Consider the following 14,541-nt stretch of genomic DNA (forward strand, 5'->3'; position numbering starts at 1 on the left):
TCGGCGGGCCGGTTGTACACGCTGACGAAGAACGGGAAGGAATCGGCAGGCGTGCCGTCCAGGTCGACGATGGTCAGGTCGTATGGCATGGAAAAGAATCCGGGCGGCGTGCCGATCGATGCACGCCGCCCCTGAGGGCGGAACGCTCAGCCGTCCGCTTCGCCGCAGCGGCAGGGCTGGCCGGTGGCGCAACCGCAGCCGCAAACGGATGGGGTGGCGGCGGCCTGGCAGCCGCAGGCGCAGGTGGCGCCGGCACAGTCGGAACAGCGGCAGGCGAAGGTATCGGTGGTGTTCATGGACGTTTCCTCGTTGGGATTGATGAAGGGTACGGAGGCTCGCTCCGTGTGGCCATTCTGGATGCCACCCCCTACCAGGGGCTTGAACCAAGGGGCTAACCTTCGCAAGCCCTGTCCCACCGCGGAGAGCCTGATGCCCCGACCCACGTCCGCCGCCGAACCTCGCCGCGCCGTCGTCGGTATCGGCCGCGTGGCGATGTGGAAAGGCGGCAGCGTGTGGATCGGGCGCGACACCGGCCAGGCGCAGCCGCACAGCCACCACGCCATCCAGATTGCGCTGGCCGCCACGCCGTCGTTCCGCATCCGTGATGCGTCGACCGAGGCATGGCAGCAAACCCTGGCGGCCATCGTGATGCCGGATCGGCCGCATCTGTTCGATGGCTGCGGCCACACGGTGGCTATGGTGTTCGTCGAGCCGGAGACGCTGGCGGGTCGCGAACTGGTCGCACGCCACCGGCAGCACGACGTGAGCCTGTTGCACGATGAAGGCCTGTCGGCCCGCACCGCGGCTTTGCATGCGGTGTTCGAGGCGCGCGGGACGGAGGCGGCACTGGTAGACGCGGCGCAACACATCGTGGCGCACCTGGCGGCCAGACCCGTCGGGGCGCAAGCCGTCGACGTACGGATCGCAAAGGTGCTGGAACACATCCGCGCACGCCCCGACGCGGAACTGGGGCTGGCTCAGGCGGCTGCCCTGGTGCACCTGTCGCCGAGCCGGTTCCGGCACCTGTTCGTGGCGCAGAGCGGGATTTCGTTTCGCGCGTACCTGCTGTGGGCACGTGTTGGGCTGGCCGTGGCCCGGGGCATGGCTGGCCATTCGTGGACGGAAGCGGCCCAGCAAGCCGGCTTTGCCGACTCGGCGCATCTCAGTCGTACCTGTCGACGCATGTTCGGCATCGCGCCGACGATGCTTGTGCGCGAGGAGCAGGCCTGACAGGGCCGCCAGGGCTGGACGGACGTCGAATGCGAAGAAGTCCAGAAAGGGACCTTGCAGCCGGTTTGGTCAAACGTGTCCGGGTGATCAGTACCTGCAGGTTGCGCCGAGCTGGACGTAGGTGCGCGAGCCGAAGCCTGCCTCGCGAAGGAGCTGGCCCGCGGCAAGGTGCTCGACATCGAAGTTGAGGGAGAGGCGCGTAGACGGTGACCAGCTGCCGGACAGTCGCATCAGGTTTCCGATGTGGTGGCCGGCAACGCCTTGGGTGCCCGCGTAGGCGCGCATGCCGCCCGCGTAGGCTGCATCGGTGGCGTCGAGACGTCGCGCGTGGCTGTACTCGAACGACAGCGTGGTGGTTGCCGAGGGCGACAGCATGATGCCGGGGGAGATCAGCAACAGGTTGCTGAGGCCGAGGAACTGGCTTTCCCCGAGGTAGTTGGAGCTCGCGTACAGCGGATGGAAATTGCGCAGGCTGCTCCCATCGCCCAAGCCGCCACCGGAAGCGAGGTCGAGGTGGGAAGTCAACATCGGCTTCCAGCCCGATTCGGACAGCGTCAGGCTTTGCACGGCAAACACGCCCCATGCGTCGATGCTGCGGTCGGCAAGCGAATGCCCGCCCTGACGCGCCGCCGTCCAGTCCCAATGGAACGCGCCCATGCTCCCGCGCAGGCGCAGCCCGAGGGTGTCGCGTCGGTCGGTGCCGACCTCACCACCAAGGCGGAAGGCGGGGAGCTCGGTATGCAGCCAGAATGGATCGAGATGGACGTCAGGGTTGTTGCCCCGGGACACGATGAAGCTGCCGTTGATGCCGCGCAGGATGGTGTCCGGCTGGACGCCTTCGTCGAAGCCTCCGCGTGCCAGACGTGTTGCGCGCAGTTCGAAGGCACCGACGCGATATCGCAATGCCTGCGCTTACAGGCGCACGCCGTTCCAGCTGCGATGCAGGTTGGGGCCGTCACTGATGCTGATCAACTGCCGTGGACCATCGGCGAATTCCTGACGGCCGAGTAGCGCACCCAAGAGCGTCGTGCCGGTGGTTTGGCGCACATCGGCGATGAGTTGCTGGAGGGAGATGCGGTTCTGAAGGTTCGCTGCCGCTGCTCCGCGGTCGCGGTCGACCTGGCCGGTGCCGAGCTCGCCATGAAAGCGCAGCTGCGGTGTCAGGTGCAGGTCGGCGCCGACGATGCCGCGGAACTGGTCTTGCCGCATGTCGTTGCCGGAAATCAGGCGGCTGTTGTCCGTGGCGACGTAGCGATAGCGTGCCTCGGCATGGAAGGTGAGCATGGATGCGTTGCCGGCCGCGCTGGCGAACGCGGGCAGCATCGCGGGGATGGCCACGCAGGCGAAGAGCGACAGGTTCCTGGGAACAGCTTGCATCGCCGGAGTCAGCGTGTACGGGGCAGCGAACGGACGGCCACGCGCGTCCGCGGCACGACGACCGCCGCCAGTGCGATGGCGATCAGCAGAGTCGCCAGCAGGAACACGGCACGGGTGCCGGAGACGACCGCCGCGACATTGGCGGCGGCGATGGCCGACGTTCCGGCGGCGTGCATGAACACGGCGCCCATCAACGATGCGCCGGTGACCAGGCCCAGGTTGCGCGAGAGGTTGAGCAGTCCCGACACGACGCCGCGCTTGCCCGGAGCCGTACTGGTCACGACGGCGGTGTTGTTGGCGGCCTGGAAGGTGGCGAAACCGCTGGTCAGGATGACCAGGGCAATGATGTAACCTTGCGCGCCGCCACCGGGAGTCATGTGCGAGAGCAGGAACGCGCCCGCCGCCATTGTCAGCAGGCCGGCGACGGTCATGCGCGTCGCGCCGAAGCGGTCGACCGCCTTGCCCGCGGGTATGCCGACCAGCGCCGCGACGAGCGGCCCCATCGACATCACCAGCCCGATTCGGGTCGCATCCAGATGCAGGGCGCCGGAGAGATAGAAGGGGCCGACCACGAGGGTCGTCATCGCCACCGTCGTCGCCAGCCCGCTGGCGATGAATCCGCTGCCGACCACGTGCTCGCGGAACAGCGCGGGTTGCACCAGCGGCGAGCGTGCCTTCGATTCGACGACCAGGAAGACCAGCCCGAGGACGGCAGCAGCACCGGCCAAGGCCAGATTGATCTTGCCGAAATGCCCGTGCCCGAGGGTCATGGCGAGGGAATAGCCCGCGAGCGCGGAGGCCAGCAGCAGCGACCCCGGCAGGTCGAATCCCGTGGGCGTGCCAGTTGCGCGGTCGCGCGGAAGATAGCGCCAGGCCAGCGATGCAGCCAGCATGCCCAGGGGCAGGTTGATGAGGAAAATCGCCTGCCAGCCGAAGCTCCCGATCAGCACGCCACCGAGCGAAGGGCCAAGCGCGGTGCCGATGGCCGACGTCGTGCCCAGCAATCCCATGGCGCGTCCCGCGCGCTCCCGCGGCACGGACTCGCCGACCAGCGCCATGGTCAGTGCCATCATCACGGCCGCGCCAGAGCCTTGGCCGGCGCGCGCGACGATCAGCGCCGACAACGAGGGCGCGGCGGCGCAGGCCAGCGAAGCCACGGTGAAGGTTGCGATTCCGAGGAGCATGAGCTGGCGCCGTCCGAACAGGTCGCCCAGCCCCCCGGCCGACACGACCAGCGTCGTGACTGCCAGCAGGTAGGCCAGCACGACCCATTGCACGGACTGGAAGGACGCGTCGAATGCGTCGACGAAAGTCGGCAGCCCGACGTTGGCGATGCTGGTACCGAGCGAGGACAGCAACATGGTCAGGGCGAGGCAGGCGAGCGCGCCGGACAGGATCGGGGAGGCGGCGGGCGGGGATGGCTGAGCGTTCATGGGGTGGAAGCGTGAGCCCCGCAGAAACAGGGCGGAAGACGCAGCAATCGAAAATGATCAGTGCATGAAACGCCATGTATTGCTGCGCCCAATCGTGCTATTTCTGGCGCCATGGACAACGTCGACCTCAACCTGCTTGCCACCCTCGACGTGCTGCTCGACGAGGGCAGCGTCGTGGGTGCGGCGAAGCGCCTGCAGCTGAGCGCTTCGGCCATGAGCCGGGCGCTGGCCCGCCTGCGGGAAGCGACGGGTGATCCACTGCTGGTACGCGCAGGGCGCGGCCTGGTGCCCACGCCGCGCGCGCTGGAACTGCGCGGGCGCGTTCGTCAGGTGGTCATTGATGCGGAGGCGGTCCTTCGTCCCGCGCTGAAGCTGGATCTGCAATCCTTGACCCGGACCTTCGCGATCCGCAGCACCGAAGGCTTCACGGAAACCTTCGGCCCGGAACTGATCGCCCGCGTTTCGGCCGAAGCACCCCTGGTCCAGCTCTCGTTCCTTGCCAAGCAGGACAAGGACAGCGCGCCCCTGCGCGATGGCAGGGTCGATCTCGAAACCGGCGTGATCGCCCAGGCCATGGGGCCGGAGATCCGGGCATTGGGCCTGTTCCGCGATCGTTTCGTGGGCGTCGTGCGTCGCGGCCACCGGCTGTCGAAAGGGAGGATGACGCCAGAACGTTACGCGGCAGCACGACACGTGGTCGTTGAGCGACGCGGCTTGCGGGCGGCGATGGTCGACGACGTGCTGGAACGGAAGGGGCTGGCCCGCCATGTGGTGGCGACGGTCGGCGGCTTCGGGCCGGCGATCGCGCTGGCGCGGAACTCGGACATCGTCGCGACAGTGCCGGAGAAACATACCGCGGGCCTGTGCGAGGGCATGCACCGATTCAAGCTGCCCGTGGCTGTCGACGATTTCACCATCTCGCTGTTCTGGCATCCAAGGCTGGATGCCGACCCGGCGCATCGCTGGCTGCGTTCCCTCGTGCGGGACGTCTGCAGGAGTGCTGGTTGAAGATTGCAGTGCGCCGTATCGCCCGGTGATTCGAATCTCCGCCGAGGCGCGGTCGCGCTACCGAGGTCGGCCCGCAGCCGAACCATAGACCTCTACTTGTCCGGCGTCACCGCCACAGTCTCATCCACCCGTAGCCCCAGCTCCCCATCCGCCAGTCGCGCGCGCAGCGGCGTGCCGGGCGCGACGTTCTTCGCCGAGCGCAGCACGTTGCCGTCGGCGTCGAACACGATCGCGTAGCCGCGTTCCAGCGTGGCCAGCGGACTGATCGCGTGCAGGGCGTGGCCGGCGTGGCGCAGGGCGGTTCGCCGCCGTTCGAGGATTTGCGCGATGGCGCGGCGCAGGCGCTGATCCTGTTCGGCGAGTCGGCGTGCCAGCAGCGGCAGGCGGACGCCGGGATGTCGCGCCAGCAGTCGGGCCTGCAATCGTTCCAGCCGGGTGCCGCGTTGCTGGCCCTGTTCGCGCAGCGCCACCAGCAGGCGGTGGCGCAGGTGATGCAGGCGTTCCCGGTCGCGCGCCAGGCGCGCCTGCGGACGCTGGGCCTGCAGTCGCGCGAACAGGTGATCGACGCGTTGCGAGAGTGCCTGCAGCCGGCGTTGCTGCAGGGTCGCCACGCGCTGCCGCAACTGCCGTAGGTGACGGCCAACAGCCACCGCATCGGGCACCAGCAGTTCGGCGGCAGCCGAGGGCGTGGGCGCGCGCAGGTCGGCGACGAAGTCGGCGATGCTGAAATCGATCTCGTGGCCCACGGCGCTCACCACCGGCACCGCGCTGGCGTGGATCGCCCGCGCCACCGCCTCGTCGTTGAACGCCCACAGGTCTTCCAGCGAACCACCGCCGCGGGTCAGCAGGAGTACGTCATGGCGTGCGCTGTCCGATGCCTTGCGCAGCATGTTGACGATTGCCGGCGGCGCCTCGCGACCCTGCACCGGCACCGGCAGGATCTCGACATCGGCCAGTGGCCAGCGCCGCGCCAGCACGCTGAGCACGTCGCGGATCGCCGCTCCGGTAGCCGAGGTGATCACGCCGATGCGGCGGGCGTGGACGGGCAGGGGGCGCTTGCGCGCGGGGTCGAACAGGCCTTCGGCGTCGAGCCGCGCCTTGAGCTGCTCGAACTCGCGCTGCAGGGCGCCTTCGCCAGCCGGCTCCATGTACTCGGCGACCAGCTGGAACTCGCCGCGCGGTTCATACAGGCCGACTTTCGCGCGCAGCAGCACCTGCATGCCGTCGGCCGGACGGAAGCGCAGGGTGGACGCCTTCATCTTGAACATCGCGCAGCGCACCTGGGCGCCGCTGTCCTTCAGGGTGAAGTAGAGATGCCCCGACGCGGGCTTGGCCACGTTGGACAGTTCACCCTCGATCCACACCTGCGGCAGCGCGTCGCCCAGCAGGTCGCGCACCAGCCGGTTGAGTGAGCTGGGGGTGAGGATATGGCGTGTCTCGGTGTGGTCGTACGGCGCTGACATAAGGGCGCGAGCCTAGCACGATGCGCCGTACGAAGTTGTTGGAAAACATCTGCTTGACGCGGTAAGCGCAGGAACAGCATCAAGACTGCCGCGGTACCTCAGTCGTCGTCGCCGGCATCGCGCAGTTCGCGCCAGCGGCGCTTGCGCACGCGCCAGCTGCGGATGCCGAGGTTCAGCGCGAACCACGCGGCAATGACCCCGAACGGCCAGCCGATCCACGCCGGCCACAGGAAGGCCACCACCGCCAGCGCAAGCAGCACCCCCGCGCCGATCATCAGCGGGCTGCTGCTGGTGTCGCCCAGCACGCGGCGGTTGGTCAGCGCCGCGCCGACACTGTTGGCGATGCGCAAGGCGCCCGCGGCTGCGCGCCCCGAGCTGCCACCCGCGTGGCGCACCCGTGGTGGCCTTGCCTCGCTGCTGCGCACCTGCTCGCTGCTGCCCTGGCCGTTGCGCCGGCGCCGCGAGGCCAGCACGATCTCGGTGGCGTTGCCCAGGTCCTTTTCGTATTGCGCGGCAAGCTGGCCGGCGAAACCGTCGTCCTCCACCGCCACGTCGATCTCGTGATTGCCCAGCCAGCTGGCGATGTTGAGGTTGGACGAGCCGACCCGGGCCCATTGGCCATCGGCCACCGCGGTCTTGGCATGCAGCATCGAACCGTTCCACTCGAACACCCGGATGCCGGCCTTCAGCAGCGGGCGGTAACCCGAGCGCGACATGCCTGCCACCGCCGGGATGTCGCTGCTGCCAGGCACCAGCAGGCGCACGTCCACGCCATCGCGGGCAGCGGCGATCAGGGCTTGCACGTAGGGCGCGACGCCGACGAAATAGGCGTCCGTCAGCCACAGCGTCTTGCGCGCCATCGAGGCGATCAGCTGGTCCAGCCGATAGGTGCCGGCGGTCGACGGCTGGGTGGCGATCACCCGCAGCGACACCTCGCCGACCGGGCTTTCCGGCACCGGCACCGGCGCCGCCGGCAGCGGGCGCAGCGCGGCGCCGGTCTCGCCCCAGCTTTGCGCGAAGGCGGCCTCCAGCTCGGCCACGGCCGGCCCCTGCAACGCCACGCCGGTGTCGCGCCACGGCGGCACGTTGCGACGTTCGTCGCCCAGCCACTTCGCGCTGATGCACACGCCGGACAGGAAGCCCTGGACGCCGTCCACCACCAGCAACTTGCGATGGTCGCGACTGATCCAGCCCAGTGGCTGGCCCAGCCGGGGCGGATTGAACACGCGCACTTCGCCACCAGCCGCGTGCAGCGGCGCCCAGAACGAACGGCGCGACTGGCCGAGGCAACCGACCCAGTCGGTGACCACGGCGATGAACACGCCGGAGCGGGCGCGCTCGACCAGGGCGTCACGGAACGCGCGACCGACCTCGTCATCGCGCACGATGTAGTTTTCCAGCAGCACCCGATGCTGCGCACCGCGGATCGCCGCCAGCCAGGCCTCGTAATGGGCGGCTGCATCGATCAGCAACTGCACCGCGTTGCCGCTGAGCAGGGGGGCGCCGGCTGCACGACTCAAGGCCTGTTCGGCCAGCAGCCGGCTCGGGGTGGGGGGGATCAGGGGTGTGGGCATGGGCCGAGTGTAGGCGATGGCCTGTCGACGCGGCGCCTTCATCGGCCTTCTGGCATCATCGCGCGCATGCCGATCGAGCAACGCTACGCCGACACCGATGCCTGCGCACGCTACCTGATGGACGTGCTGGGGCCTGATCTGCGCATTGCCGCGCCGCTGGGTCTGGGCAAACCGCACGAACTGCTCAACGCGATCTACCGGGCGATCAGCGCCGACGCCACGCGTTCGATGCGTTTGTATACCGCGTTGTCGCTGACCCGGCCGCAGGCGTCGCCGGGGCTGGAGCAGCGCTTCCTGCAACCGTTCCTGGAACGCCACTTCGGCGCCGACGCGGTCGATCCGCAGTACGCGCTGGATCAGGCGCGCGACGCGCTGCCGGCCAACGTCGAGGTACACGAGTTCTACCTGCAGTCGGGCGCGATGCTGCATTCGGGCAGCGCGCAACGCAGCTACATCAGCCAGAACTACACCCATGTCGCGCGCGACCTGGTGGTGCAGGACATCAACCTGCTGGTGCAACTGGTGGCGCGCCGCGAGGGACCCGACGGCGTGCATTACAGCCTGTCGTGCAACCCGGACCTGACCCTGGATTTCCTGCGGCTGACCCAGCTGGCCGGCAAGCCGCGGCCGATGTGCGTGGCGGTGGTGCATCCGGATCTGCCGTACCTCGGCGGGGACGCCGAAGTGGCCGAAACCTATTTCGACGTGGAGCTGCGGCCGCCGCATTCGCCGCCGCTGTTCGCGCTGCCCCGCGCGCCGGTGGGCTTGGCCGAGTATGCGCTGGGCCTGCATGCCAGCGCGCTGGTGAAGGATGGCGGCTGCCTGCAGATCGGCATCGGCGCACTGTCCGATGCGCTGGTGAAGGCCTTGCTGCTGCGTCAGCAGAACAACATCCAGTGGCGCCGCGCCCTGGTCGCGCTGGACCCGGCCGGCGTCACCCATGCGCTGGCCGGCTGGCTGGGCGGGCTGGCGCCGTTCGAGGCCGGCCTGTACGGCGCCAGCGAGATGGTGATGGACGGCTTCATGCACCTGCAGCGGGGCGGCATTCTCAAGCGGCGCAGCTGGGACAACCTCGCGCTGGAGCGGGCCGCCGCGGCGGGCCGGCTGAACCCGGACACGCCGGGCGGGCACTACCTGCGCGGTGCGTTCTTCCTGGGCTCGCGCGAGTTGTACGCCTGGCTCGACGCCACCGAGGCAGCTGACCCGGACGCGATCGACATGTGCGCGGTGTCCAACGTCAACCAGCTCTACGGCACGCACCAGTCGCTGGCCATGCTGCAGCGGCGCGGCGCCCGTTTCTTCAACACCTGCATGATGGCCACCGCGCTGGGCGCGGTGGTGTCGGACACGCTGGAGGACGGCAGCGTGGTCAGCGGCGTCGGCGGCCAGTACAACTTCGTGGCGATGGCGCACGAACTGCCCGATGCGCGCTCGGTACTGTTGCTGCGCGCCACCCGCAGCAGCAAGGGCGGCATCGAGAGCAACATCCGCTGGAACTACGGCCAGACCACCATCCCGCGCCACCTGCGCGACATCATCATCACCGAGTACGGCATCGCCGACCTGCGCGGCAAGAGCGACAGCGAGTGCGTCGAGGCGATGCTGGCGATCACCGACGCGCGTTTCCTCGACGCGCTGTGCGCCGAGGCCAAGGCACACGGCAAGCTGGCCGCGGATTTCGTGATACCCGAGAGCTGGCGCCTGCATCGCCCGCGCCACCTGCGCAAGATACTGGCGCCGTTCCGGCAGCACGGCGAGCTGCCCGAGTTTCCGTTCGGCAGTGACTTCAGCGAAGTCGAGCAACGCCTGTTGCCGGCGCTGGAGTGGCTGAAACACGCCGGCGCCAGCTGGCGCGGCCGGCTCGGCCTGCTGCTGGCCGCGTGTCGCCCGGGCCAAGTGGCGCCGGGTGAGTCCGAGGCGCTGGCGCGAATGGGCCTGGCCGATCCGCTTACGCTGGCCGATCGCCTGCAGCGCCGCCTGCTGCAGGTGGGGCTGCGTCGACAGGTGCCGACCGATCGGTCGGCGCCTCCGCCAGCGGATCAGCCGGTAAATCAGCCGGCGTCGGGTTCGTAGCGGGCTCGTCCAGCAGTGGCAGGATCGCCGGGCTGTCCAGGTCGTCGAACTGCTGGTGGTTGACCGCCCAGAAGAACAGCCGCACGGCCACGATGACGATTACCAGGGTCACCGGGATCAGCACCAGCAGGATGTTCATGCGGGCAACTCGCGTGCGCCGGTGGCCGGGCCGGCGCGGTCATCGGCCGCGGCCTCCGGCCGGCCCACGCGCAATGCGTTCAGCACCACCACCAGCGAGCTGAGCGACATGCCGATGCCGGCCAGCCACGGCGGCACCATGCCGAACGCGGCAAACGGTACGGCGCAAAGGTTGTAGCCCAGCGCCCAGCGGCGACTCTGCGCGGTGACTTGCTGCAGCTGACGGGCGATCGAGCATGCGTCGACGAGTCCGTGCAGACGTCCATCCATCAGCAGCAGGTCGGCATGGGCCTGGGCCAGCTCGGTGCCGGAGGCGAGCGCTGCGGAGACGTCGGCACCGGCCAGCAGCGGCGCGTCGTTGCTGCCGTCGCCCACCGCCAGCGTGGTGTGGCCTTCGGCATGGGCTGCCTGCAGGCGTTCGAGCTTGTCGGCCGGCGACTGCCGGGCGTGCCAGTCGGCGATGCCCAGGCGGGCCGCCATCGCGGCCACGCGGCTGCTCGCGTCGCCGCTGGCCATGCTGGTGGTGATGCCGTCCCCGCGCAGCCGTTCGAGCACACGCTGCGCATCGGCGCGCGGCTGTTCGTCGAGATGGAAAGCTGCGATGGCGCCGTCCGCGTCGGTCAGCAGCAAGGCATCCGCGACACCGGCGGGAGCCGGCTGGCCGCTGCACGCCAGCGCGTAGTCGGCGCGTCCCAGCCACAGTGCGCGACCGGCCACCTCGCCCGAAATGCCGGCGCCGGCAGCCACCTGCACGGACTGCGCCTGCAGCGGCAAGGCGCGCTGGCGAGCGGTATCGGCCAGGGCGCGGGCCAGCGGATGGGAGCTTTCATGCGCCAGCGCAGCAGCCAGCTGCAGCACCTGCTCGACGCTGTCGCCGCGCAGCGGCTCGACTGCGCGGTGCTGCAGCTGCGGCACCGTCAGCGTGCCGGTCTTGTCGAACAGGGCGTAGTCGACCTCGGCCAGCCGGCACAGCGCATCGCCGCGGGTCACCAGCACGCCGCGGCCGGCCAGCACGCCGAGCGCCCGGGTCAGCGTGGCTGGCCGGGTCAACGCGAAGGCGCAGGGGCAGGCGACCACCAGCACCGCCACCGCTGCCTCGAATGCGCGCGCCGGATCGACCAGCAGCCAGCCGATGGCGGTGAGTGCGGTCAGGCCCAGCACCCGCGCCACGAAGCGGCCGACCACGCGATCGCTGGCCGCGATCGTCGAGCGCGCCTGCCGCGCGCGGGCGGCCAGTTCGCCCAGCCGCGCCACGGCGGTGGTGTCGCCGCTGTGCTCCACGAGCAGTTCGGCCGGGCCGGACAACAGCACGCTGCCGGCAATCAGCGGCTCGCCCCGCGCGCGACGCACCGGGCGCGATTCGCCGGACAGCAGTGCCTCGTCCACCTCGACGTGGGCGCTCTGCAGCACGCCGTCGGCCGGCACGCGGGTGCCTTCGGCGATGTGCACGCGGTCGCCGGGCAGCAGGGTCATCGCGGGCACCGTTTCCAGCTCGCCGTCGGCACGGCGGCGCTGCGCCAGCAGGGGCGCGCCGTCGATCACCGCGTCGCCCATCGCGCCGCTGCGATGGCGTGAACGCAGTTCCAGGTAGCGCCCGCCCAGCAGCAGCGAGACGAACATGGTCACCGAGTCGAAGTAGATTTCGCCGCTGCCGCGCAGCGTGTTGAACATGCTGGCCAGGAACACCAGGGCCACCGCCAGCGCCACCGGCAGGTTGAGGCCGAGCCGGCGCTCGTGCAGTTCCTGCAGCGCGCCGCGGAAGAACGGCAACGCCGAGTAGAACACCACCGGCAGGCTGGTCAGCAGGCCGAGCCAGCGGAACAGGTTGCGCGTGCTGAAGTCGACGAAATCGACCACGCCGATGTAGATGACGAACGCGTACGTCATCACCTGCATCGAGCACATGCCGGCCACCAGCAGGCGCTTCAGCGCGTCATGCTGTTCCTGCGAGCGGACGTCGTCGATGCTGCCGTGCTGCAGCGGCTGCGCCGGGCAGCCGGCCGCGGCGAAATTCGCCAGCAGGGTGGGCAGCGGCGTGCGCTCGGCATCCAGCACCACGCGTACCCGGCACGCCGGGCGATCGATGGCGACGCGCTTTACGCCGGGCAGCGAACGCAGCAGCTGTTCCAGCCGCAACACCTGGCGCGCGTCCGCCAGCGACTCGACCAGGAGGGCGGCCTCGCTGTTGCCGTCGCGACGGAGGCGTAGCACCTGCGCGGCGAGTTGCGGATGGGCCCACGCCGCGTAGCTGTTCATCGCGGCGGGTCGGTGGTCGGCGGCGGCTTCGCGGCGCTATGCGCGCTGACCGGCACGCCGAACACGGTGTGCGAGGTGTCCAGCGGCGTGTCGGCGTAGCGATTGCCGACCACGATCAGCCACACGCATCCGGCGATCGATGCCACGAAGACGAGCACGCCCAACCACGCGATCGGCTGTCGATACCAGGCCGAGAGCCGGGCCGATCCGTGCGCCGGCCCGTGCCGGGCGGCGCTGTCATTGCCGTGGTTCATTGACCGGATGCGACAACTGGTAGACGTAGGCGGCGATCACGTGGATCTGGTCGTCGGACAGACGCGGGCTCCAGGCCGGCATGTGGCCCTGGCGCCCGTCGCCGATGGTCTTCTCGATATCGGCCACGCTGCCGCCATGCAACCAGATCCTGTCGGTGAGGTTGGGTGCGCCCAGCGCCGGGTTGCCCTTGCCTTCGGCGCCGTGGCAGGCCGCGCAGGTGGCGAACATCGGCTGGCCGGCGGCAGCCTTTGCCGCATCGTGCGGCGCACCGGACAGGCTCAGCACGTACTGCGCCAGGTTCTTGACGTTGTCCGCGCCCAGGCTCGCCCACGGCGGCATCACGCCGCTGCGGCCGTCGTGGATCGAGGTGGTGATGTCGCTGCCGCTGCCACCGTACAGCCAGTCGTTGTCGGCGAGATCCGGCGCGCCCAGCGCCACGTTGCCCTTGGCGCTGCGCTGATGGCAGGCGGCGCAGTTGTCCTCGAACAGCACCTTGCCCATCGCCAGCGCATCCGGGTCGCCGGCCAGCTTTTCCACCGGATACAGGCGGAAGCGCTCCATCAGCGGTGCCAGTTTCGCGTCGTTGGCAGCCACTTCCTGTTGCAGCTGGCCGTGCGAAGTCCAGCCCAGCGAACCTTTGTGGTTGCCGAAGCCCGGGTACAGGTACAGGTACAGGAAGGCGAGCGCGAACATGCTGCCGGAAAACACGATCCACCAGCGCGGCAGCGCCTTGAGGCCTTCGAGAATCGTGCCGTGCGCCCACACGTGGCCGGTGGTGCCGTCGGGGCGGGTGGGAATCTTCGCCCGCGGCGCCCACAGGAACAGCGCGAAGGTGATGCCCAGGTTGAGCACCACCAGAAACATCACCCATAACGACCAGCCACTGCTCACGGGCGATCCTCCTTGTTGCGGACATCGGTTTCCGGCTCATCTTCCAGCGGCAGGTGCGCCATGCGGTTGAAGGTCGGCTGGTGGTATTTGCGCCACGCCCAGATCCAGATGCCGATGAAGCTGATCATCATCAGCGCGATGAGCACCCCGGTGACGTGACCCCAGATCGGATTGATGGTCACGGCGTGCCTCCATCGCTGGCCGCGGCATTGGCCGCCGCGGTCGATGCGGGTTCGTTGCGGATGCCCAGCCCCTGCAGGTAGGCGATCAGCGCGTCCAGTTCGGTCTTGCCCTCCACGGCGGCGGGGGCGGCGGCGATCTCGGCATCGGAATAAGGGTCACCCAGCCGGCGCAAGGCGTGCATGCGTGCCTGCACGTCGGCAGCATCGATCTTGTTGTGCGCCAGCCACGGATACGCGGGCATGTTCGACTGCGGCACGACCTGGCGCGGATTCATCAGGTGCATGCGCTGCCAGTCGTCGGAATACTTGCCGCCCACGCGCGCGAGATCGGGCCCGGTGCGCTTGGAGCCCCACTGGAACGGGCGGTCATAGACCGATTCGGCCGCGATGGAGTAGTGGCCGTAACGTTCGGTCTCGAAACGCAGGGCGCGGATCATCTGCGAATGGCACAGGTAGCAGCCCTCGCGCACGTAGACGTCCTTGCCGATCAGCCGCAGCGGGTCGTAAGGCTTCACGCCCGGCGGTGCCTTCACCGAATGCGCCTCCATGAACAGCGGGGTGATCTCGGCCAGGCCGCCCAGCGAGACCATGATCGCGATCAGCACGCCGAGCAGGCCGACGTGTTTTTCAATTGCTTCGAAATGCTTGTAGGCCATGAGAT

Annotated in this window: 14 protein-coding genes and 1 pseudogene; 3 read left to right on the forward strand and 12 right to left on the reverse strand. The window is 69.2% G+C overall.

Annotated features, from left to right (window positions below):
• Nucleotides 1-146 precede the first annotated feature (146 nt).
• On the reverse strand, nt 147-296 hold the full coding sequence (locus UU7_RS18620; RefSeq protein WP_162098632.1) for a hypothetical protein: 150 nt from the start codon (nt 294-296) through the stop codon (nt 147-149).
• 133 nt (nt 297-429) lie between these two features.
• On the opposite strand from UU7_RS18620, the gene UU7_RS03845 reads away from it, so the two are divergent.
• Nucleotides 430-1,230, forward strand: coding sequence for a helix-turn-helix transcriptional regulator (locus UU7_RS03845; protein WP_007805519.1), 801 nt, complete (start codon nt 430-432; stop codon nt 1,228-1,230).
• A gap of 87 nt (nt 1,231-1,317) precedes the next feature.
• Here UU7_RS03845 and UU7_RS03850 read toward each other — a convergent pair whose 3' ends face one another.
• The 3 genes from UU7_RS03850 to UU7_RS03860 all read right to left on the reverse strand — a co-directional run bounded on the left by UU7_RS03850 (nt 1,318) and on the right by UU7_RS03860 (nt 4,040).
• Complete coding sequence (locus UU7_RS03850) at nt 1,318-2,133, reverse strand: alginate export family protein (protein ID WP_007805521.1); 816 nt, start codon at nt 2,131-2,133, stop codon at nt 1,318-1,320.
• A 9-nt stretch (nt 2,134-2,142) separates the two neighbouring features.
• Complete coding sequence (locus UU7_RS03855; RefSeq protein ID WP_040672702.1) at nt 2,143-2,553, reverse strand: alginate export family protein; 411 nt, start codon at nt 2,551-2,553, stop codon at nt 2,143-2,145.
• Between the two features lie 62 nt (nt 2,554-2,615).
• Nucleotides 2,616-4,040, reverse strand: a complete 1,425-nt coding sequence (locus tag UU7_RS03860; protein ID WP_007805524.1) for an MFS transporter — start codon at nt 4,038-4,040, stop codon at nt 2,616-2,618.
• A 111-nt stretch (nt 4,041-4,151) separates the two neighbouring features.
• Here UU7_RS03860 and UU7_RS03865 point away from each other — a divergent pair, with 111 nt between their 5' ends.
• On the forward strand, nt 4,152-5,048 hold the full coding sequence (locus UU7_RS03865; protein ID WP_007805527.1) for a LysR family transcriptional regulator: 897 nt from the start codon (nt 4,152-4,154) through the stop codon (nt 5,046-5,048).
• A 92-nt stretch (nt 5,049-5,140) separates the two neighbouring features.
• Here UU7_RS03865 and xseA read toward each other — a convergent pair whose 3' ends face one another.
• Nucleotides 5,141-6,511, reverse strand: a complete 1,371-nt coding sequence (xseA, locus tag UU7_RS03870) for an exodeoxyribonuclease VII large subunit (RefSeq protein ID WP_007805529.1) — start codon at nt 6,509-6,511, stop codon at nt 5,141-5,143.
• 98 nt (nt 6,512-6,609) lie between these two features.
• Entirely contained in the window at nt 6,610-8,085 is a 1,476-nt protein-coding gene (locus tag UU7_RS03875) for a phospholipase D-like domain-containing protein (RefSeq protein ID WP_040672809.1), read from the reverse strand.
• 66 nt (nt 8,086-8,151) lie between these two features.
• Here UU7_RS03875 and UU7_RS03880 point away from each other — a divergent pair, with 66 nt between their 5' ends.
• Entirely contained in the window at nt 8,152-10,158 is a 2,007-nt protein-coding gene (locus tag UU7_RS03880) for an acetyl-CoA hydrolase/transferase C-terminal domain-containing protein (RefSeq protein ID WP_007805532.1), read from the forward strand.
• A gap of 19 nt (nt 10,159-10,177) precedes the next feature.
• Here the strand turns inward: UU7_RS03880 and ccoS are convergent.
• The 6 genes and pseudogenes from ccoS to ccoO form a co-directional block, all read right to left on the reverse strand.
• Nucleotides 10,178-10,297 (reverse strand): annotated as a pseudogene (ccoS, locus tag UU7_RS18900) (cbb3-type cytochrome oxidase assembly protein CcoS); the annotation flags it as partial.
• On the reverse strand, nt 10,294-12,552 hold the full coding sequence (locus UU7_RS03885) for a heavy metal translocating P-type ATPase (RefSeq protein ID WP_007805534.1): 2,259 nt from the start codon (nt 12,550-12,552) through the stop codon (nt 10,294-10,296). The gene UU7_RS03885 and the pseudogene ccoS, both read right to left, overlap by 4 nt.
• Nucleotides 12,549-12,806 carry a hypothetical protein gene (locus tag UU7_RS03890; RefSeq protein ID WP_007805536.1) on the reverse strand — a complete coding sequence of 86 codons (258 nt, stop codon included), beginning with the start codon at nt 12,804-12,806 and terminating at the stop codon, nt 12,549-12,551. Before UU7_RS03890 ends, UU7_RS03885 begins: the two co-directional genes overlap by 4 nt.
• Entirely contained in the window at nt 12,790-13,698 is a 909-nt protein-coding gene (ccoP, locus tag UU7_RS03895) for a cytochrome-c oxidase, cbb3-type subunit III (protein WP_040672704.1), read from the reverse strand. Before ccoP ends, UU7_RS03890 begins: the two co-directional genes overlap by 17 nt.
• Nucleotides 13,695-13,880: a cbb3-type cytochrome oxidase subunit 3 gene (locus UU7_RS03900; RefSeq protein WP_007805540.1), complete on the reverse strand. Its 186-nt coding sequence runs from the start codon at nt 13,878-13,880 to the stop codon at nt 13,695-13,697. The genes ccoP and UU7_RS03900 overlap by 4 nt, the downstream gene beginning before the upstream one ends.
• Nucleotides 13,877-14,536 carry a cytochrome-c oxidase, cbb3-type subunit II gene (gene ccoO / locus UU7_RS03905; protein ID WP_007805542.1) on the reverse strand — a complete coding sequence of 220 codons (660 nt, stop codon included), beginning with the start codon at nt 14,534-14,536 and terminating at the stop codon, nt 13,877-13,879. The genes UU7_RS03900 and ccoO overlap by 4 nt, the downstream gene beginning before the upstream one ends.
• Nucleotides 14,537-14,541: the final 5 nt, after the last annotated feature.

It is taken from the genome of Rhodanobacter spathiphylli B39 (assembly GCF_000264295.1).
Taxonomy (GTDB): Bacteria; Pseudomonadota; Gammaproteobacteria; order Xanthomonadales; family Rhodanobacteraceae; genus Rhodanobacter; species Rhodanobacter spathiphylli.